General features: G+C 73.6%; 23 protein-coding genes. 17 read left to right on the top strand and 6 right to left on the bottom strand.

The window, feature by feature from the left end:
- The first annotated feature begins 57 nt into the window (after positions 1-57).
- The 3 genes from QC282_RS01530 to QC282_RS01520 all read left to right on the top strand — a co-directional run bounded on the left by QC282_RS01530 (position 58) and on the right by QC282_RS01520 (position 2,670).
- Entirely contained in the window at positions 58-1,032 is a 975-nt protein-coding gene (locus QC282_RS01530) for an ABC transporter ATP-binding protein (RefSeq protein WP_279547293.1), read from the top strand.
- Between the two features lie 89 nt (positions 1,033-1,121).
- Positions 1,122-1,943, top strand: coding sequence for an ABC transporter permease (locus tag QC282_RS01525; RefSeq protein WP_279547292.1), 822 nt, complete (start codon positions 1,122-1,124; stop codon positions 1,941-1,943).
- A gap of 34 nt (positions 1,944-1,977) precedes the next feature.
- Entirely contained in the window at positions 1,978-2,670 is a 693-nt protein-coding gene (locus QC282_RS01520; protein ID WP_279547291.1) for an AAA family ATPase, read from the top strand.
- A 163-nt stretch (positions 2,671-2,833) separates the two neighbouring features.
- On the opposite strand, the gene ybaK is transcribed toward QC282_RS01520, so the two are convergent.
- From ybaK to QC282_RS01500, 4 genes are all read right to left on the bottom strand, one after another.
- The gene (gene ybaK / locus QC282_RS01515) at positions 2,834-3,343 is read right to left on the bottom strand and encodes a Cys-tRNA(Pro) deacylase (protein WP_279547290.1); all 510 of its coding nucleotides are present in this window, start codon (positions 3,341-3,343) and stop codon (positions 2,834-2,836) included.
- Positions 3,344-3,372: 29 nt separating this feature from the next.
- Positions 3,373-4,113, bottom strand: coding sequence for an LON peptidase substrate-binding domain-containing protein (locus QC282_RS01510; RefSeq protein ID WP_279547289.1), 741 nt, complete (start codon positions 4,111-4,113; stop codon positions 3,373-3,375).
- Between the two features lie 11 nt (positions 4,114-4,124).
- Positions 4,125-5,156, bottom strand: a complete 1,032-nt coding sequence (locus QC282_RS01505; RefSeq protein WP_279547288.1) for a hypothetical protein — start codon at positions 5,154-5,156, stop codon at positions 4,125-4,127.
- A gap of 247 nt (positions 5,157-5,403) precedes the next feature.
- Positions 5,404-6,981, bottom strand: a complete 1,578-nt coding sequence (locus QC282_RS01500) for an oxidoreductase (RefSeq protein ID WP_279547287.1) — start codon at positions 6,979-6,981, stop codon at positions 5,404-5,406.
- A 223-nt stretch (positions 6,982-7,204) separates the two neighbouring features.
- Here QC282_RS01500 and hisD point away from each other — a divergent pair, with 223 nt between their 5' ends.
- The 10 genes from hisD (at position 7,205) to QC282_RS01450 (ending at position 15,017) form a co-directional block, all read left to right on the top strand.
- Positions 7,205-8,530: a histidinol dehydrogenase gene (gene hisD, locus QC282_RS01495; protein ID WP_279547286.1), complete on the top strand. Its 1,326-nt coding sequence runs from the start codon at positions 7,205-7,207 to the stop codon at positions 8,528-8,530.
- A complete protein-coding gene (locus tag QC282_RS01490) occupies positions 8,527-9,636 on the top strand; it encodes a histidinol-phosphate transaminase (protein WP_279547285.1) in 1,110 nt (369 codons plus the stop codon). The genes hisD and QC282_RS01490 overlap by 4 nt, the downstream gene beginning before the upstream one ends.
- Positions 9,633-10,226, top strand: a complete 594-nt coding sequence (gene hisB / locus QC282_RS01485; RefSeq protein ID WP_053129260.1) for an imidazoleglycerol-phosphate dehydratase HisB — start codon at positions 9,633-9,635, stop codon at positions 10,224-10,226. Before QC282_RS01490 ends, hisB begins: the two co-directional genes overlap by 4 nt.
- An 88-nt stretch (positions 10,227-10,314) precedes the next feature.
- Positions 10,315-10,479 (top strand): hypothetical protein, encoded by a 165-nt coding sequence (locus QC282_RS01480; protein WP_279547284.1) that lies wholly within the window; start codon positions 10,315-10,317, stop codon positions 10,477-10,479.
- Entirely contained in the window at positions 10,476-11,114 is a 639-nt protein-coding gene (gene hisH, locus QC282_RS01475; RefSeq protein ID WP_279547283.1) for an imidazole glycerol phosphate synthase subunit HisH, read from the top strand. Before QC282_RS01480 ends, hisH begins: the two co-directional genes overlap by 4 nt.
- Before the next feature lie 2 nt (positions 11,115-11,116).
- On the top strand, positions 11,117-11,842 hold the full coding sequence (priA, locus tag QC282_RS01470) for a bifunctional 1-(5-phosphoribosyl)-5-((5-phosphoribosylamino)methylideneamino)imidazole-4-carboxamide isomerase/phosphoribosylanthranilate isomerase PriA (protein ID WP_279547282.1): 726 nt from the start codon (positions 11,117-11,119) through the stop codon (positions 11,840-11,842).
- Entirely contained in the window at positions 11,839-12,249 is a 411-nt protein-coding gene (locus QC282_RS01465) for a RidA family protein (RefSeq protein ID WP_279547281.1), read from the top strand. The genes priA and QC282_RS01465 overlap by 4 nt, the downstream gene beginning before the upstream one ends.
- The gene (gene hisF / locus QC282_RS01460) at positions 12,246-13,001 is read left to right on the top strand and encodes an imidazole glycerol phosphate synthase subunit HisF (protein WP_279547280.1); all 756 of its coding nucleotides are present in this window, start codon (positions 12,246-12,248) and stop codon (positions 12,999-13,001) included. The genes QC282_RS01465 and hisF overlap by 4 nt, the downstream gene beginning before the upstream one ends.
- Positions 13,002-13,131: 130 nt before the next feature.
- The gene (locus QC282_RS01455) at positions 13,132-13,719 is read left to right on the top strand and encodes a helix-turn-helix domain-containing protein (protein ID WP_279547279.1); all 588 of its coding nucleotides are present in this window, start codon (positions 13,132-13,134) and stop codon (positions 13,717-13,719) included.
- Between the two features lie 14 nt (positions 13,720-13,733).
- Positions 13,734-15,017: an MFS transporter gene (locus QC282_RS01450; protein ID WP_279547278.1), complete on the top strand. Its 1,284-nt coding sequence runs from the start codon at positions 13,734-13,736 to the stop codon at positions 15,015-15,017.
- A 28-nt stretch (positions 15,018-15,045) separates the two neighbouring features.
- Here the strand turns inward: QC282_RS01450 and QC282_RS01445 are convergent, their stop codons facing one another.
- Together QC282_RS01445 and QC282_RS01440 are read right to left on the bottom strand one after the other, a co-directional pair.
- Complete coding sequence (locus tag QC282_RS01445; protein ID WP_279547277.1) at positions 15,046-15,444, bottom strand: VOC family protein; 399 nt, start codon at positions 15,442-15,444, stop codon at positions 15,046-15,048.
- A 27-nt stretch (positions 15,445-15,471) separates the two neighbouring features.
- Positions 15,472-16,107, bottom strand: coding sequence for a TIGR03085 family metal-binding protein (locus QC282_RS01440; RefSeq protein WP_279547276.1), 636 nt, complete (start codon positions 16,105-16,107; stop codon positions 15,472-15,474).
- A gap of 83 nt (positions 16,108-16,190) precedes the next feature.
- Between QC282_RS01440 and hisI the strand changes: the two genes are divergently transcribed.
- The 4 genes from hisI to QC282_RS01420 all read left to right on the top strand — a co-directional run bounded on the left by hisI (position 16,191) and on the right by QC282_RS01420 (position 19,157).
- Complete coding sequence (gene hisI, locus QC282_RS01435; RefSeq protein WP_279547275.1) at positions 16,191-16,586, top strand: phosphoribosyl-AMP cyclohydrolase; 396 nt, start codon at positions 16,191-16,193, stop codon at positions 16,584-16,586.
- An 11-nt stretch (positions 16,587-16,597) separates the two neighbouring features.
- The gene (locus QC282_RS01430; RefSeq protein WP_279547274.1) at positions 16,598-18,076 is read left to right on the top strand and encodes an anthranilate synthase component I; all 1,479 of its coding nucleotides are present in this window, start codon (positions 16,598-16,600) and stop codon (positions 18,074-18,076) included.
- Positions 18,077-18,157: 81 nt separating this feature from the next.
- Complete coding sequence (locus QC282_RS01425; RefSeq protein ID WP_279547338.1) at positions 18,158-18,799, top strand: TIGR02234 family membrane protein; 642 nt, start codon at positions 18,158-18,160, stop codon at positions 18,797-18,799.
- A 115-nt stretch (positions 18,800-18,914) separates the two neighbouring features.
- Positions 18,915-19,157 carry an HGxxPAAW family protein gene (locus tag QC282_RS01420; protein WP_279547273.1) on the top strand — a complete coding sequence of 81 codons (243 nt, stop codon included), beginning with the start codon at positions 18,915-18,917 and terminating at the stop codon, positions 19,155-19,157.
- Positions 19,158-19,175 lie beyond the last annotated feature (18 nt).

Raw genomic sequence — 19,175 nt, 5'->3', positions numbered from 1 at the left:
GTCTCGTCCCTTGTGAGTACGCGCGCGGCACAGGCACTTCGGCACGGCGGAGACGTCGTGTGTGCGGTGCGCGGGCTGACCAAGACCTATCCGGCGGTACGGGGCAGGCGCGGCGTACCGGGCACGCCCGAGGTCAGGGCCACGGACGACGTCCGGCTCGACATCCGGGGCGGCGAGATCTTCGGACTGCTCGGCCCGAACGGCGCCGGCAAGTCCACCGTCGTACGCCAGCTGACCGGGCTGATGCGGCCCGACAGCGGCAGCGTCGAGATCCTCGGCCACGACATCGTGCGGCACCCGGAGCGGGCCGCGCGGCTCCTCGCCTACCTCGGCCAGGAGTCCACCGCCCTCGACGAGCTGACCGTGTCGCTGGCCGCCGAGACGACCGGACGGCTGCGCGGCCTGGACGTGCGCAGCGCGCGCGCCGAGCGGGACGGCGTCCTGGAGGAGCTGGGCCTCACGGCGATCGCCGGACGCCCGCTGAAGAAGCTGTCCGGCGGGCAGCGCCGCCTCGCCTGCTTCGCCGCCGCGCTGGTGGGGGAGCGCCCGCTGCTCGTCCTCGACGAGCCGACCACCGGCATGGACCCGGTGGCGCGGCGCGCCGTCTGGGCCGCCGTCGACCGGCGCCGCGCCGAGCGCGGCACGACCGTCCTGCTCGTCACGCACAACGTCATCGAGGCCGAGACGGTCCTCGACCGGGTCGCCGTCCTCGACCGGGGACGCGTGATCGCCTGCGACACCCCGGCCGGGCTGAAGGAGCAGGTCGCGGGCGAGGTGCGCGTCGACCTGGTGTGGCGCGAGACCGCCCCGCTGCACGTCCCCGAGGTCGCCGCGCTGCGGGACCACGCCGTGCGGTCGGGCCGCCGCTGGACGCTGCGGCTCGCGCCCGACGAGGCCCGCGCCGTCGTCGCCACCGTCACGGGCGGAGCCGCGTTCGCCGCCCTCGACGACTTCACGCTGGCCACGCCCAGCCTGGAGGACGTGTACCTGGCGCTGGGCGGCGCCGCGCAGCAGGGGCTGGTGAAGGCGTGAACCCGCGGGTCCTGAGCGCGACAGCCGCCGCATCCGTACCGGACGGGGCGAGAGCCGGAGTGGAACCTGGTGAAGGGGAGCAGCGCGACGTGAGTGTCGTACCCGCCGATGTCCTGCCGGGCGGTGCCCTGGCCGTCGAGGAGACCGCCACGCGCGCCGCCGAGCTCGCGCCGCGGGCGCGGCTGTGGCCGTCGCTGGCGGCCGTGTACCGGGCGCAGCTGTCCCGGGCGCGGGTCGCGCGGATCCCGCTGCTGTTCGTGGCGACCTTCCAGTCGGTCGGCATCATGATCCTCATGCGCGGCGTCGTGGACGGCGGCGAGGAGGCGCAGGCCGTCGTCGCGGGCTCCGCGGTGCTCGTCGTCGCGTTCGTCGCGCTGAACCTGCTCGCCCAGTACTTCGGCCAGCTGCGCGCCGGGGGCGGCCTCGACCACTACGCGACGCTGCCCGTGCCGCCCGCGGCGGTGGTGCTCGGCGCGGCCGGCGCGTACGCCTCCTTCACGGTGCCCGGCACCGTCGTGACCGCCGTCTTCGGCTGCGTGCTGTTCGGGCTGCCGCTGGCCCACCTGTGGGTCCTCATCGCCGTCATCCCGCTCGCGGGCGCCGCGCTGGCCGGACTCGGGGCCGCGCTGGGGCTGCTCGCGCCGCGGCCCGAACTGGCCACCCTGCTCGGCCAGCTCGGCATGTCGGCGGCGCTGCTGCTCGGCGTGCTCCCGGCGGACCGGATGCCCGAGGTGGTGCGCCTGGCGCGGGACCTGCTGCCGTCGACGTACGGCGTGGAGGCCTTCGCGCGCACCTTCGGGCCCGACCCCGACTGGGCCTTCGTACTCGGGGACCTCGCCGTGTGCGGCCTCGTCGGCGTCGTCTCGCTGGCCGTGGCGACCTGGGCCTACCGCCGGGCCGCCGTCCGGTGACGCGCCGTGCGGACCCGCCTGGCACGATGTCAGGGTGACCGCACCTCTTACTCCACCTCCACCACCGCACGAACAGTCCGCGCACCGGGCGTGGCAGCAGCCCGCCGCCGGGTACGCGGCGGACGCGCCCCGGGGAAGCGGGCTCGGCTGGTACGGACAGGACGGCCCCGGCATGAAGACGGAACTGCGGGAAGCCGCCGTGACCACGGTGGCCGTGACGCTGTGCGGAGCGCTGCTCGGGGTGCTGTGGTGGTGGCTGGCGCCGCACGTGCCGCTGGTCGGTGACGTGACCGGCGACAGCTGGGTGGTCTACCTCAAGGACACCGAGGGCGAGCAGGCGGTGGGCGTGGACGGAACGTTCACGCTGCTCGCGCTGGCCTTCGGCACCGTCAGCGCGGGCATCGCCTTCCTGGCGCGGCGGCGCGGGGGAGTCCCGCTGGTCGTGGCGCTCGCCGTCGGCGGACTGCTCGGCTCGCTGCTCGCGTGGCGGCTCGGGGTGTGGCTCGGGCCCGAACAGGACGTGGTCGCGCACGCCAAGCAGGTCGGCCAGGGCGTGACCTTCTCGGCGCCGCTCCGGCTCGGCGCGAAGGGCGCGCTGCTCGCGTGGTCCCTCACGGCGCTGGTCGTCCACCTCGGCCTGACGGCGATGTTCGGACCGCGCGACCCGGAGCCGTACCCCCCGTACCAGCAGGTCCAGACCCCGCAAGGGGTCCCGCCGAAGCAGTGAGCGCGCCGCGCGGGGCGGGCCTCCACCTCGCGCCGGGGCGGGTCTCCGCCACGGGAGGCCCCGTGCTCCGCCGCGCTCGGCCCTGCGTCCGGCGGGAGGTCCCATGTGCGGCCCCGCGCCCGGCTCCGCGCCCGGCCGCACGCGCCGCCGCGCGGCCCGTGGCTCAGGCCCGGCCGATCGGTGCCAGTACCGCGTCCGTCAGCTTGGCCAGGTCGTCCGGGGACAGCTCGACCTCCAGGCCGCGGCGGCCCGCCGAGACACAGATCGTGGCGTGCGACGACGCCGACGCGTCCAGCACCGTGCGCAGCCGCTTGCGCTGGCCGAGCGGCGAGATGCCGCCGCGGACATAGCCGGTGGTGCGTTCCGCGAGCGCCGGGTCGGCCATCGCGGCGCGCTTGCCGCCGACCGCCGCCGCCAGCGCCTTGAGGTCCAGCTGGCCCGCCACCGGCACGATCGCGACCGTCAGGGTCCCGTCGACGTCCGCCACGAGTGTCTTGAAGACCCGGTCCGGGGAGACCCCCATCGCCTCGGCGGCCTCCTCGCCGTACGACGGGTGGGCGGGGTCGTGGTCGTAGGAGTGCACCGTGTACGACACCCCGGCCGCCGTGAGCGCCACCGTCGCGGGCGTGCCGCCCGACCCCTTGTCCTGCTGCTTCTTCGACTTCTTCGCCATCCCGCCCTGTTCCCTGGGAGTTCCGCGCCTCAGTTGAGGCTCGTCGGGCCGCGCGTCAGTTCCGCCGCCGGCAACGACGGAAGACTACGGATGATCGCCGTCTCCGAGCGAAGGAGTTTCAGCTCGTCGCGCAGCCTGGACGCGGTGTCCGGCGCCTGGAGCAGCCGCTGCTTCGTCGGGGTGTCCAGCATCATCGCGGCGGCCACCAGGTACGACACCACGGACGGTTCGTCCGGCAGGTCGGCGCCGGTCGCCAGCGACCGCTCCCGCGCCCCCGCGAGCCGCTTCTGGTACTGCCGGAAGGCCCGCAGCACGCCCTCGGCCAGCGCGCCCGCCCCGTCGCCGGACTCCTCCTCCAGGGTCTCCAGCTCGGCCGTCAGGAACGGGCCGGAGGCGTCCACCGACACCAGTCGCACCCGGGTCGTGCCGGTCGCCAGCACCTCGAAGGTGCCGTCGGGACGCTCCCGGACCGTCGCCGCGTCCGCGACGCAGGCCACCTTGTGGAACGCCCTGAGCGGGTCCGGGCCGAAGCCGGCGGACGGCCCGCGCTCCGGCAGCGCCGTCGGGTCGGGCAGGCCGGGCGAGGTGGACGCCACCTCGTGGCCGTCGCGGATCGCCACGACGGCGAACCGGCGCGGTTCGTCCTCGGCGGTCTTGAGCAACTCGCGCATCATGGCGCGATAGCGCTCCTCGAAGACGTTGAGCGGGAGCACCAGCCCCGGGAACAACACCGAGTTCAGTGGGAAGAGGGGGAGCCGGACGGTGGTCACGACCCAGAAGCCTAATGCTCCGCGGGGCCGACACGTCCGCCCCGCTCACCGTGCGGGGGGCCGAAACCGGTGGCCGGAAGGGTGGCGGCCACCGCGGCGCGGACGTCGCCCCGGACCTGGAGGAACCGGCCGAGCGGGTCGTCGGTGTCCCGGTCCCAGGGGAAGGACGTGGCGTACGGGCCGGTCAGCCGGAACTCCTCCAGGGCGTCCCGGTACCGGTCCAGACGCACCAGCACGTACGCCAGCAGGTTGCGGAAGCCCGCCGTCCAGGGGTCGGCGGGCCCGGACACCGCGGACAGGGCGACGGCCCGGTCGGCCGCCGCGTCCAGCCTGTCCCGGCCCACGCCGGCCGGATCGCCCTCGGTCAGACAGGTGAACGCCGCCCGCAGCGGCAGGGCCTGGACCAGGGAGTCGAGGGGCGCGTCCTGCGCGGCCGTCTCGGCGAAGTCCAGGCACTCGCGGTGGGCGCCGGGTGAGGCCGCGGCCAGGTAGTCGAGGGCGGCGACATGGCAGCCGTAGTGGTGCGGGGCGCGGCGCACCGCCTGTTCCCACAGCGTCTCGAACTCGGCGTGCGGCGCGTCGGTGCCGCGGGCGTGGTCCAGCGCGACGCGCCAGGGGACCGGGTCGGGGCCGCCGCGCTCGACGGCCGCGCCGACCAGCGGGCGCACCCGGTGCAGGAGTTCGCCCGGGGCCGGCGACTCCCAGCAGCGGTCCACCGCCAGCCGGGCGCGCACCAGCAGCGCGCCCGGGTCGTGCGGGGCGGTGGCGCACCAGTGCTGGAGCCACTCGGCGCGGAACCGCGCGAAGTGCGCGAGCCGGGTCACGTACCGGTCGCGGCGCTCCCACTCGGCGCCCTCGCGGGTGCCGGTGAGCAGGCCGGCGGCGGGCCGGTACTCGCCGCGCGCGGCGGCGACCAGGACCGGGCCGAGCCGGTCGTCCGCGGCGTCCAGCAGTACCTCCCCGTCGCCGGGCAGCCCGAACGACAGGGGCGACGCCCTCCGCCGTGCCCGGCTCGTACGGAGGAACGCGTCCAGCAGAGCCATGGTGCGGGGCCCTCCTTCGCGCCGGGGACCGGCGCCGCCACGGCGGGGCCGGTTCGCTCACCGACGTGGTGGTGCGGTCAACGTTGTGCGGGTGTCCTGACCGGCGACGGGCGGTGATGGTTGTGCCCCCGTACGGGTGGTGTTGACGCGTGCGTACGGACGGCCCCGACGGCGGGGGCCGTTCCGCCCGGTCGGCGGACCCGGTGCCGTTCCGTCGGTTCCGGCGGCCCGTGCCGGTCTCCCGGCGTCAGTTCCGGTGCAGCAGCCGTGTCGCGCCCGCCGCCACTGTCGTGGCAAGTACCCAGCCCAGCAGGATCATTGCCGCGGCCAGCCACTGCCAGCCGCCGCTCAGCTGCCAGAAGCCCACCTGGCCCAGCTCGATCACCGGAAGCAGCAGGTCGAGGGCGAACAGGGCGGGGTCCCATTCGGGGTGCTCGCCCCGCTTCAGCGGTGGGTGGTCGGCCTGCGCGAAGGCGAAGGAGCCCGCCGCCCACAGCACCGCCATCCACACCGCGGCCCGCCCCGGCCGGTACCCGTAGGCGACCGTCCAGTCCTGCGCGTAGCCCCACATCTTCGCGGCGAGCGGCAGGCTCTCGCGGCGCCTGCGCTGCTTGGCGAGGAGCACCTCGCGGGCGTCCTCGTCCTCGCCGCCGGCCCGCAGCACGGCGGCGAGCAGTTCGTACGGCTCGGGGTTGTACTCGGCGGTCGCGGCGGCCACCCAGTCCAGGCGCTCGGTCAGCGTGAACGGGCCGCGCGGAACCAGGTTCTCGTAGGTGAAGCCGCCCATGTGCAGCCGGCCCGGTCCCGGCCAGCTGTCCGCCCGGTCCATCAGGTTGACGAACCGCGCCCCGGACAGCACCACCCGGCCGCGCTCCGGGCGGTCGCCGAGGAAGCGCAGCTCGGGCGTCTGCACCCGGCGCAGCGACACCTCCTGCTCGTCGGTGAGGACGAACCGGGCCTGGCCGAAATCGACCGCGTCCCCGAACCGGCCGTCGTCCAGCCGCACCCCGCCCCGGCACTCGAAGCGCTGGACGCGGGTGCCCTGCGCCGGTGTCGTGCCGCTCATCAGGGGGTTCCCGAGGCCGGCGGGCGTCAGGTACAGGGTGCGCTCCACGGTCAGCTGCGGGGCGTTCAGCGCGAGGCGCGTGTAGCGGTTGGCCAGCCGGGCGCCGCGCAGGCTCAGCGAGACGCCGACCGTGGCGCCGCGCAGGCTCAGCTCGCCGTCGGTCTCCAGCATCTCCGCCTGGAGGTCCTGGCCGACGGCGAGGCCGTCCGCGGCGATCGAGCGGCCGCTGCGGTCGCGGTGCACGATCGCCTGGTTGAGCATCAGGTCGGTGCCTATCTGGGCGTCGGTGAGCCGGATGCCCCGGTGGAACCGGCAGCGCGGCAGGTGCAGATCGCCCTCCGTGTGCACGCGGGCCGCCTCCAGCCGCGGCACGTCGCAGTCCACCAGCCGGACGGTGCTGAAACGGGCCTCCGGCAACAGGATCTCCCGCTCGAAACGGCAGCCGCGCATCTCCAGGTACGGCGCCACCGTGCCGCCCGCGAGGTCCAGCGAGCCGCTGATGTGCACGCCGACCAGCTTCAGCGCCGACACCCGGCCCGCGAGGGCGGGCGGCCCGTCCAGCAGCAGCCAGCACACTATGCGGGCCCGCACGGTCCGCTCCGGGCCCCACGGGTGCCCGCCGTGCGGGTCGTCCACCTGCGCGTCGCCGCTGCTCAGGTCGTACACGCTGCCGTTGCGGAAGGCCTGCCACATGCCGGCCTCGGCGGCGGTCAGGTCGTCCGGCAGGTCTCCGGCGCGGATGCCCGCCCCCTCGTTCACAGCAATCCCTCCCTCCACTGCTACTCGCGAGTCGGTGTCTTCGTACACCTGTTCATGCCCGCTTAGTGACGGGTCGAACACTGAAAGTCACCAAAAGTAAGGGGTGACTTTCCGGCTCGCCCGAGGGTGCCGCACCGGTCGGCGGGGAGGCCGCGCGAGGGGTTCGTATCAGCCATTGATACGCGGGCACGGTGCTTGTCACGGGTCTGAGAGAATTGAGCACGTGATCTCCCGAATCGATCTGCGCGGCGACACCCTCCCGGAGGGTCCCGCCCTGCGCGACCTGCTGCCCCGAGCCGACTTCGACGTCTCGGCCGCCCTCGAAAAGGTGCGTCCGATCTGCGAGGCCGTGCATCATCGGGGCGACGCGGCGCTGATCGACTTCGCCGAGAAGTTCGACGGCGTCAAGCTCGACCAGGTGCGCGTACCGGCCGCCGCGCTCACCCGTGCCCTGGAGGAGCTGGACCCGGCCGTGCGCGCGGCCCTGGAGGAGTCCGTCCGCCGCGCCCGTCTCGTCCACCGCGCCCAGCGCCGCACCACCCACACCACGCAGGTCGTGCCCGGCGGCTCCGTCACCGAGAAGTGGGTGCCGGTCGAGCGCGTCGGCCTGTACGCGCCCGGCGGCCGGTCGGTCTACCCGTCGTCCGTGATCATGAACGCCGTGCCCGCACAGGAGGCCGGCGTCGAGTCGATCGCGCTCGCCTCACCGGCCCAGGCCGAGTTCGGCGGGCTGCCGCACCCGACGATCCTCGCCGCGTGCGCGCTGCTCGGCGTGGACGAGGTGTACGCCGCGGGCGGGGCCACCGCCGTCGCGATGTTCGCGTACGGCACGGAGTCCTGCCCGGCCGCCAACATGGTCACCGGCCCCGGCAACATCTGGGTCGCCGCCGCCAAGCGCTACTTCACCGGAAAGATCGGCATCGACGCCGAGGCAGGCCCCACCGAGATCGCGGTCCTGGCCGACGCCACCGCCGACCCGGTGCACGTCGCCTCCGACCTGATCAGCCAGGCCGAGCACGACCCGCTGGCCGCCGCCGTCCTCGTCACCGACTCCCCGGAGCTCGCGGACGCGGTCGAGCGGGAGCTGAAGCCCCAGGTCGCCGCCACCAAGCACGTCGACGACCGGATCGTGCCGGCCCTCAAGGGCAGGCAGTCCGCGATCGTGCTGGTCGACGGCATCGAGGAGGGCCTGCGCGTGGTCGACGCGTACGGCGCGGAGCACCTGGAGATCCAGACCGCCGACGCCGCCGCGGTCGCCGAGCGCGTCAGGAACGCCGGCGCGATCTTCGTCGGCCCCTGGGCGCCGGTCTCCCTCGGGGACTACGCGGCCGGCTCCAACCACGTCCTGCCCACCGGCGGCTGCGCCTGCCACTCCTCCGGCCTGTCCGTCCAGTCCTTCCTGCGCGGCATCCACATCGTCGACTACACGAAGGACGCGCTGGCCGAGGTCGCGCACCACGTGGTGACGCTGGCGGAGGCGGAGGACCTGCCCGCGCACGGCGCGGCGATCAAGGCGCGGTTCGGATGGAAGGTACCTGAGAGCAAGTGAGCTTCGGCATCGACGACCTCCCCGTACGGGACGAGCTGCGCGGCAAGTCCCCCTACGGCGCGCCCCAGCTGGACGTCCCCGTACGGCTGAACACCAACGAGAACCCCTACCCGCTGCCCGAGCCGCTGGTCGAGCGGATCGCCGAGCGGGTCCGCGAGGCCGCCCGGCACCTCAACCGCTACCCGGACCGCGACGCCGTCGAACTGCGCACGCGGCTCGCCGGGTACCTGACGGACACCTCCGGGTACGAGGTCGGCCTCGCCAACGTGTGGGCGGCCAACGGCTCCAACGAGGTCATCCAGCAGCTGCTGCAGACCTTCGGCGGGCCCGGCCGCACGGCGATCGGCTTCGAGCCGTCGTACTCGATGCACGGTCTCATCGCGCGCGGCACCGGCACCGGCTGGATCTCCGGGCCGCGGGGCGAGGACTTCACGATCGACCTCGACGCCGCCCGGCAGGCCGTCGCCGAGCACAGGCCGGACGTCGTCTTCGTCACGACCCCCAACAACCCCACGGGCACCGCGGTCCCGCCCGAGACGGTCCTCGGCCTGTACGAGGCCGCGCAGGCGGCGAAGCCGTCCATGGTGATCGTGGACGAGGCGTACATCGAGTTCAGCCACGGCGACTCGCTGCTGCCGCTCATCGAGGGCCGGCCGAACCTGGTCGTGTCCCGCACGATGTCGAAGGCGTTCGGCGCTGCCGGGCTGCGCCTCGGCTACCTCGCCGCGCACCCTGCCGTCGTGGACGCCGTCCAGCTCGTCCGGCTGCCGTACCACCTGTCGGCCGTCACCCAGGCGACCGCGCTGGCCGCCCTGGAGCACACCGACACCCTGCTCGGCTACGTCGAGCAGCTGAAGACCGAGCGGGACCGGCTGGTCGCCGAACTGCGTGCGACGGGCTACGAGGTGACCGAGTCCGACGCCAACTTCGTGCAGTTCGGCCGCTTCGACGACGCGCACGAGGTCTGGCGGAAGATCCTCGACCGGGGCGTCCTGGTCCGGGACAACGGCGTACCGGGATGGCTGCGGGTCACCGCGGGCACCCCGGCCGAAAACGACGCGTTCCTCGACGCGGTCCGTGAGTTGAAGAAGGAGCAGAGCGCATGAGCCGCGTTGGGCGCGTGGAGCGCACCACCAAGGAGACGTCGGTGCTCGTCGAGATCGACCTCGACGGCACCGGGAAGACCGACATCGCCACCGGCGTCGGCTTCTACGACCACATGCTCGACCAGCTCGGTCGGCACGGTCTGTTCGACCTGACCGTGAAGACCGAGGGCGACCTGCACATCGACTCCCACCACACCATCGAGGACACCGCCCTCGCGCTGGGCGCCGCCTTCAAGCAGGCCCTCGGCGACAAGGTGGGGATCTACCGCTTCGGCAACTGCACGGTCCCGTTGGACGAGTCCCTCGCCCAGGTCACCGTCGACCTGTCCGGCCGCCCCTACCTCGTGCACACCGAGCCCGAGAAGATGGCGCCGATGATCGGCGAGTACGACACCACGATGACCCGGCACATCCTGGAGTCCTTCGTCGCGCAGGCCCAGATCGCGCTGCACGTGCACGTGCCCTACGGGCGCAACGCGCACCACATCGTGGAGTGCCAGTTCAAGGCCCTCGCCCGCGCCCTGCGCTACGCGTCCGAGCGCGACCCGCGCGCGGCCGGCATCCTGCCTTCCACGAAGGGCGCCCTGTGAGCGGCGCACGCCCGGCCGCCGGGCCGCGGACGACGACGAACGCCGCACCTCCGCGCCGCGCGGGCGGAGAAGCGAACGGAGGGGCACAGTGAACGGCCTGTCGACCCTGCTGATCGGCGTCGGCCTGTTCCTCACGGGCGGCGTGATCTCGTTCGTCAAGCAGCAGATGCCCAAGAGCCTGATCGTGCTCCTCTCGATCGGCGCCGCGATGTGCCTCGTCGCGGGCGTCATGAGGCTGGAGGTGTGGAATTGAGCGCCAAGAGCGTCGTCGTCTTCGACTACGGCTTCGGCAACGTCCGTTCCGCCGAGCGCGCCCTCGCCCGCGCGGGCGCCGACGTCGAGATCACCCGTGACTTCGACAAGGCCATGAACGCCGACGGGCTGCTGGTGCCCGGCGTCGGCGCGTTCGCCGCCTGCATGGACGGCCTGACCCGGGCGCGCGGCGACTGGATCGTGGACCGGCGGCTGTCCGGCGGGCGCCCCGTCATGGGCATCTGCGTCGGCATGCAGATCCTCTTCGCGCGCGGCATCGAGCACGGCGTGGAGGCCGAGGGCCTCGGCGAGTGGCCCGGCTCGGTCGAACCGCTCCAGGCCGAGGTCGTGCCCCACATGGGCTGGAACACCGTGGACGCACCGGCCGACTCCCGGCTGTTCGCCGGCCTGGACCCGGACGCGCGGTTCTACTTCGTGCACTCCTACGCCGTGCACGACTGGAACCTGGAGACGCACAACCCGACCTTCGCCGCGCCCAGGGTCACCTGGACCACGCACGGCAAGCCCTTCGTGGCTGCCGTGGAGAACGGTGCCCTGTGGGCCACGCAGTTCCACCCCGAGAAGTCCGGCGACGCCGGAGCCCAGCTCCTCACCAACTGGATCGAGACCCTGTAGAGATGAGCACGCTCGAACTCCTCCCCGCCGTCGACGTCCGCGACGGCCAGGCCGTCCGCCTCGTGCACGGCGAGTCCGGCACCGAGACCTCCTACGGCTCCCCGCTGGACGCCGCCCTCGCCTGGCAGCGGTCGGGCGCCGAGTGGCTGCACCTGGTGGACCTGGACGCCGCGTTCGGCACCGGCGACAACCGCGAGCTGATCGCCGAGGTCGCGAAGGCGATGGACATCAAGGTCGAGCTGTCCGGCGGCATCCGCGACGACGACACCCTCGCCGCCGCCCTCGCCACCGGCTGCACCCGCGTGAACCTCGGCACGGCCGCCCTGGAGACCCCCGAGTGGGTCGCCCGGGTCATCGCCGAGCACGGCGACAAGATCGCCGTCGGTCTCGACGTACGCGGCACGACGCTGCGCGGCCGCGGCTGGACGCGCGACGGCGGCGACCTCTACGAGACGCTGGAGCGCCTCAACAAGGAGGGCTGCGCGCGCTACGTGGTCACGGACATCGCCAAGGACGGCACGCTCCAGGGCCCCAACCTGGAGCTGCTGAAGAACGTCTGCGCGGCGACCGACCGCCCGGTGGTGGCCTCCGGCGGCGTCTCGTCCCTGGACGACCTGCGCGCCATCGCCGGACTCGTCCCCCTCGGTGTCGAGGGCGCGATCGTCGGGAAGGCCCTGTACGCGAAGGCGTTCACCCTGGAAGAGGCCCTGGAGGCGGTGGCCAAGTGAGCGATGTACGGCGCGTCACGACCGGAGCGCCCTGGGAGGAGACCTTCGGGTACTCCCGGGCGGTGGAGCTCCCGAACGGCCTGGTGCTGGTGTCCGGCTGCACGTCCGTGGTGGACGGCCAGATCGCCGGGGGAGACCCGTACGAGCAGACGGTCAACTCCTTCAACGTCGCGTTCGAGGCGCTGGAGCAGGTCGGCCTCGGCCGCGACGACGTCGTGCGGACGCGCATGTACATCACCCACGCCCGGGACGTGGACGAGGTCGGACGCGCCCACAAGGAGCTGTTCGACGCGATCCGGCCCGCCGCATCGATGATCATCGTCTCCGGCTTCGTGGACCCCAGCCTGGTCGTCGAGGTCGAGGTGGAGGCGTTCCGCACCGGCGGAGAACACGGAGCATCCGCATGACCCTGGCCGTACGAGTCATCCCCTGCCTGGACGTGGACAACGGCCGGGTCGTCAAGGGCGTCAACTTCCAGAACCTGCGCGACGCGGGCGACCCCGTCGAGATGGCCAAGGTGTACGACGCCGAGGGCGCCGACGAGCTGACGTTCCTGGACATCACCGCCTCGTCCGGCAACCGCGAGACCACCTACGACGTGGTGCGGCGCACCGCCGAGCAGGTGTTCATCCCGCTGACCGTGGGCGGCGGCGTGCGTACCGCCGAGGACGTGGACAGGCTGCTGCGCGCGGGCGCCGACAAGGTGGGCGTCAACACGGCCGCGATCGCCCGCCCCGAGCTGATCCGGGAGATCGCCGAGCGCTTCGGCCGGCAGGTGCTGGTGCTGTCGGTGGACGCGCGGCGCACCGAGTCGGGCTCCTTCGAGGTGACCACCCACGGTGGCCGCCGGGGCACCGGCATCGACGCGGTGGAGTGGGCGCACCGGGCGGCCGAGCTGGGCGCGGGCGAGATCCTGCTCAACTCGATGGACGCGGACGGCACCAAGGACGGCTACGACCTGGAGATGATCGCGGCGGTCCGCAAGCACGTGACCGTCCCGGTGATCGCCTCCGGCGGTGCCGGCAAGCTGGCCGACTTCGCGCCGGCCGTCGAAGCCGGCGCGGACGCGGTGCTCGCGGCGTCGGTGTTCCACTTCGGCGATCTGCGGATCGGCGAGGTCAAGCAGGCACTGCGCGAGGCCGGGCGGCCGGTCAGGTAGCACCCGGATTCCGGAACTCCGAGCCCCGGTCGCCCGTCGGTGGCGGCCGGGGCTTTCCCGTCCCCAGATGCGCAAGAGAAGTTGCGCAAAATATGTTGTGCAACTTTTCCTTCGCGTCTACGGTGAGCCCATGGCAAGCAAGGAGAACCGGCGGATCACCGACATGGGCACGCTCAAGGCGCTGGCCCACCCGCTGCGGATGCGGCTGTACCGGCTGCTGTACGTGAACCGCACGGCCACCGCCTCGCACCTCGCCGACCAGGTGGACGAGGCCGTGTCCCTGGTCAGCTACCACCTGCGCAAGCTCGCCGACCACGGCCTGATCGAGCAGGCCGAGCCGCAGAGCGGGGACGGGCGCGAACGCTGGTGGCGGCCCGCGTCGGACGGCCTCAGCATCCACGACGAGGACTTCAGCGACGCCCCCGAGAAGGTCGCCGCGCACACCGCGGCCTCCCGGCTCATCTACGAGCAGCGCAGCGAGCTCTACCGGCGGCACCTCGACGCCCGGCCCCACTGGAGCGCCGAGTGGAAGAGCGCCTCCTTCGACTCCGAGTACCTGGCCCGGCTCACGGCCGCCGAACTCGCCGAGCTGTCCGGGGAGTTGCACGCCCTGCTGAAGAAGTACGACGCCAAGGGCCGCGCCGCCGAGGCCGCCGGCGACAGCGAGGGGCGCGAGAACGTCGCGCTGCACGTGTACGGATTCCCGTTCCGCGTCTGAGAGGACGTCCGCCCGTGGCCACGACACTCCTGGGCAAGAGCCCCGTCACCGGCGGACCCGCGCACCGGGACGGCAACGTCCTGCGCTGGGTCGGGGCCTACACCGCCTCGATGGTCGGCGACCAGATGTACTACATCGCCCTGTCCTGGGCCGCCGTGAGCACCGGCACGCCCGCACAGGCCGGGCTCGTCATGACGGCGAGCGCGGTGCCGCGTGCGCTGCTGATGCTGGGCGGGGGAGTGATCGCCGACCGGTTCGGACCGCGCCGCGTCGTCATCGGCAGCGACATCGTGCGCTGCGCGGCCGTCCTCGCGGTGGCCGCCCTGCTGTTCCTGACCGAACCGGGACTGTGGCCGCTGGCCGCGCTGGCCCTGGTGTTCGGCACCGTCGACGCGGTGTTCCTGCCCGCCGTGGGCGCCCTGCCCGCGCGCCTGACGAGCCGGGACCAGCTCGCACGGGTGCAGGGCATGCGCGGCCTGGCGGTGCGCGTCGCGGGCGTGGTCGGCGCCCCGCTGGGCGGCCTCTGCGTGGCCCTCGGCGGCGCCGCCACCGCGTTCGCCGTGGCGGGCCTGCTGACCGCGGTGTCGGTGCCGCTGCTGATCGGCGTCCGCGTCCGGGACCTGCCGCCGGACGACACCGTGACCGCGCCCGCCGTGACCGCGCCCGCCAGGACCGCGCCCGCCGGTCCGACGGCCCGGGCCGAACTGCGCGACGGACTGCGCTACATCCGCCGGCACCGCGTCCTCGCCCCCCTCGTCCTCGCCATCGCCCTCGCGGACCTCGGGTTCGTCGGCCCGCTCAACGTCGGCCTGACCCTGCTGGCCGACGAACGCGACTGGGGCGCCACCGGCATGGGCTGGATCCTGGCCGGATTCGGCACGGGCGCCGGACTCGCCTCGCTGCTGCTGACCGTACGGGGACGGCTCCCGCACGCCGGGTACGTCATGGCGGGCACGATCCTGCCCGGCGCCGCCGCCCTCGGCTACCTCGCCCAGGCGCCCGGCGTGCTCGTGGCCGTCGGCACCGCCCTGCTCGTCGGACTGCTCGCCGGACTCAGCGGGGCCCTGTGCGGCGCGCTGTTGCAGACCACGTCGGAGCCCGCCTACCTCGGCCGCGTGACCTCCGTGGCGAGCATGGTCGCCCTGGGGCTCGCCCCGCTCAGCATGCCGGTGGCCGCCGCCGCGATCGGCGCCTGGGGCACCGGCCCGGTGTTCGCCGCCAGTGCGGCGGTCTGCGGCCTCGGCGGGATCGTCGTGCTGTGCTTCGGCGAGCTGAGGCGCGCCGAACTGCCGCGCTGAGCACCCGAGCCGAGCACAGCGGCGGGCCTCAGACCTTGGGCTGCGCCAGCTGGATCAGATTGCCCACCGTGTCGTCCAGCACCGCCGTGATCACCGGGCCCTGCTCCTGCGGCTCCTGCGGGAAGAGCACGCCGAGGCCGCGCAGCCGCTCGTACTGGGCGCGCACGTCGTCCACCGAGAACACGATGGCCGGCAGCCCCGCCTCGCGCACCGACCTGCGGTACGGCTCGGCGATCGGGCCCTGCCCGGGTTCCAGCAGCAGCTGGAGGTCCGGCTGGGCCCCCTCGGGCGCGCCCACCGTGACGAACAGGTCGCCGCCGCCCATGTCCATGCGGATGCGGGTCTCGAAGCCGAGGATGTCCGTGTAGAAGGCGTGGGCCTTCGCGACGTCGTCGACGTACACACTGGTCATGGCGACCTTGATCACGGGGCGTCCTTCCGCAGGCGGTCCGGGTCAGATCCCGAGCTGCTTCGACTCGTGCAGCCTGGCGATCGCGTCCGCGTCGCCGTCCGTCTCCACCTTGGCGGCGCTCTGCCGACCGTATGCGAAAAGCACCAGCTCCGACGGCTCACCGGTCACCGTCACCACCGGCGTGCCCCGCCGGGCCACCGCCGTCTGCCCGTCCGGACGGCGCAGCACCAGACCGGTCGGCACCCCCCGGCCCATCAGCCGTGCCGTGCGCTCCAGCCGGGACCACAGGGCGTCCTGGAACACCGGGTCGAGCTCGCGCGGCGTCCAGTCGGGCCGGGCCCGGCGCACGTCCTCCGTGTGGACGTAGAACTCGACCGTGTTCGACATCTCGTCGACCTGCTTCAACGAGAACGGCGAGAATCGCGGCGGGCCCGTCCGGATGAGCTGCATCAGCTCCTCGTACGGCTTCGCCAGGAACTCCGCCGTCACCCGCTCAAGGCGCGGCGCGAGCTGCTTGACCAGGATGCCGCCCGCCGCGTCCGGACGGCGCTCGCGCACCACCACGTGCGCGGCCAGATCACGGGTCCGCCAGCCCTCGCACAGGGTCGGCGCGTCCGGACCCGCCGTCTCCAGCAGGTCGGCGAGAAGAAGTCGTTCACGCTTCGCATGGGTCGACATGCCGCCAGCCTACGACCGCCCACCGGGTCCGCACAGTGGACGCTGCGCCGGACACCCGGGCGCCGCGCGGCACAATGGCCCCCATGACCAGCTCGTCCCCCCGGCCCAGCCGCCTCGACCCCGAGATCGCCGCGCGCCTCAAGCGCAGCCCGGACGGTCTCCTGCCCGCCATCGCCCAGCAGTACGACACCGGAGAGGTGCTCATGCTCGGCTGGATGGACGACGAGGCGCTGCACCGCACCCTGACCACCGGCCGCTGCACCTACTGGTCCCGCAGCCGCCAGGAGTACTGGGTCAAGGGCGACACCTCCGGGCACGTCCAGCACGTCAGGTCCGTCGCCCTCGACTGCGACGCCGACACCGTGCTGGTCAAGGTCGACCAGACCGGCGCCGCCTGCCACACCGGCGCCCGCACCTGCTTCGACGCCGACGTACTGCTCAAGGACGACGACAGCGGCCCCGCCGCCCAGGATCAGTAAGGTCACCCGCCATGGACCTCGACACGTTCCGCAAGCTCGCCGTCGACCGCCGCGTCATCCCCGTCACCCGCAAGCTCCTCGCCGACGGCGACACCCCGGTCGCCCTCTACCGCAAGCTCGCCGCCGAGCGCCCCGGCACCTTCCTGCTGGAGTCCGCCGAGAACGGCCGCTCGTGGTCCCGCTACTCCTTCGTCGGAGTCCGCTCCGCCGCCACGCTCACCGAGCGGGACGGCCAGGTCCACTGGCTGGGCGTCCCGCCCGTCGGCGTCCCCACCGACGGCGACCCGCTCGCCGCCCTGCGCGCCACCGTCGAGGCCCTGCACACCCCGCACCAGGAGGGTCTGCCGCCCTTCACCGGAGGCATGGTCGGCTACCTCGGCTACGACATCGTGCGCCGCCTGGAGAAGATCGGTCCCGGCGAGCGCGACGACCTGCGGCTGCCCGAGCTGACCATGCTCCTCACCAGCGACCTCGCGGTGATGGACCACTGGGAGGGCTCGGTCCTGCTGATCGCCAACGCGATCAACCACAACGACCTGGAGACCGGCGTCGACGAGGCGTACGCGGACGCCGTGGCCCGCCTCGACGCCATGGAGGCCGACCTCTCCCGGCCGGTCGCCCAGCCCCCGGCCGTGCTCCCGCCCTCCGAACTCCCCGAGTACACCGCGCTGTGGGGCGGCCCCGACTACCAGCGGGCCGTCGACGACATCAAGGAGCGCATCCGCGCGGGCGAGGCCTTCCAGGTCGTCCCCTCGCAGCGCTTCGAGACGCCCTGCACGGCGAGCGCCCTCGACGTCTACCGCGTCCTGAGGGCCACCAACCCCTCCCCGTACATGTACCTCTTCCGCTTCGAGGGGTTCGACGTCGTCGGCTCGTCCCCCGAGGCGCTGGTGAAGGTCGAGGACGGGCGGGCCATGGTGCACCCCATCGCCGGCACCCGGCACCGCGGCGCCACCCCGCAGGAGGACCAGGCCCTCGCCGAGGAACTCCTCGCCGACCCCAAGGAACGCGCCGAGCACCTCATGCTGGTCGACCTCGGCCGCAACGACCTCGGGCGGGTCTGCGAGCCGGGCTCCGTCGAGGTCGTCGACTTCATGTCGATCGAGCGGTACTCGCACGTCATGCACATCGTCTCGACGGTCACCGGACGCGTGGCGCCGGGCCGCACCGCCTTCGACGTCCTCACCGCCTGCTTCCCGGCCGGCACGCTCTCCGGCGCGCCCAAGCCGCGCGCCATGCAGATCATCGACGAACTCGAACCGTCCCGGCGCGGCCTGTACGGCGGCTGCGTCGGCTACCTCGACTTCGCCGGCGACTCCGACACCGCCATCGCCATCCGCACCGCCCTGCTGCGCGACGGCACCGCCTACGTCCAGGCCGGCGCCGGTGTCGTCGCCGACTCCGACCCGGTCGCCGAGGACACCGAGTGCCGCAACAAGGCCGCCGCGGTGCTGCGCGCGGTGCACACGGCCAACCGGCTGGGCCGGTAGGCGCCACGGAACGGCCGGGGGCGCGGTGGGGTGCTTCTCTCGTGAACCCCGGGTGACGGTTCGCCCCGGGCTCGGGCGACACTGGAGCACGTGACTGCTGCACCGCACCCCCGTTCCGAAGCCGAAGGACCCGCACGGGCCGGCCGCCGGAGCCTGGCCGCCGCCCTCCTCAGCGGCGCGCTCGGCGCGGCCGTGACCCTGCTGGCCACCCGTCAGCGCTGGTCGGAGGGCACCGCGACGGTGGCCGGCGGCGAGTTCCCGCTGACCGTGAAGGGCAGCGACGTCACCGGCGTCCCCGCCGCGCTCGCCGTCGTGGGCCTCGCCGCCCTCGTCGCCGTCTTCGCCGTCCGCCGCGCCGGTCGCGTCGCCGTCGCCGCCCTGCTCGCCCTGTGCGGCGCCGGCACGATCACCGCCGCCCTGCTCGGCGCCTCCGACAGCGGCGCCCTCGACGAGAAGGCCGCGCGGGCCACCGGCGACACCTCGGCCACCGTCGACGCGCTCAGCCACACCGGCTGGCCCTACGTCGCGGTCGCCGGCGGCGTGCTCCTCCTGCTCGCCGGACTGCTCGCGCTGCGCCACGGCCGGCTGTGGCCCGCGATGTCCGGCCGCTACGAGCGCGGCACCGCCCGCCCCGGCCGCCGCGCCGCCCCCGCCACCGACCCCGACCGCCCCGAGGACCTCTGGAAGGCCCTCGACCGGGGCGAGGACCCCACGGGAGCCTGATCGCCCCGGGCGCCACGCGCGCGTGGCGCACCCCCGCTCACGGCACGCGCACGCGTGCGGGACAATGAGCGCGAGCATCCTGCTCAGACACGTACACAGCAACGAGGAGCAAGCAATGGCGGGCAGCAGCCACGGTCACACCCCGGCCGCCTGGACCGGTGTCATCATCGCCTTCATCGGTTTCTGCGTCTCGGGCGCGTTCATGGTGATGTCGGTGCCGGCGGGCTTCTGGGCCGGCATGGTCATCGTGCTGATCGGCGGCGTCATCGGCGGCCTCATGAGCAAGGCGGGCCTCGGCCAGCCGCGCAACGCCCGCACCGCGCGCAAGACGCAGGAGCGCGAGCCGGCCGGCGCCTGAGCGGAACCCCGTACGACC

Origin of the sequence: Streptomyces sp. DH24 (genome assembly GCF_029813775.1) — a bacterium.
Taxonomy (GTDB): domain Bacteria; phylum Actinomycetota; class Actinomycetes; order Streptomycetales; family Streptomycetaceae; genus Streptomyces.
This window is presented reverse-complemented; position numbering and strand designations above follow the sequence as displayed.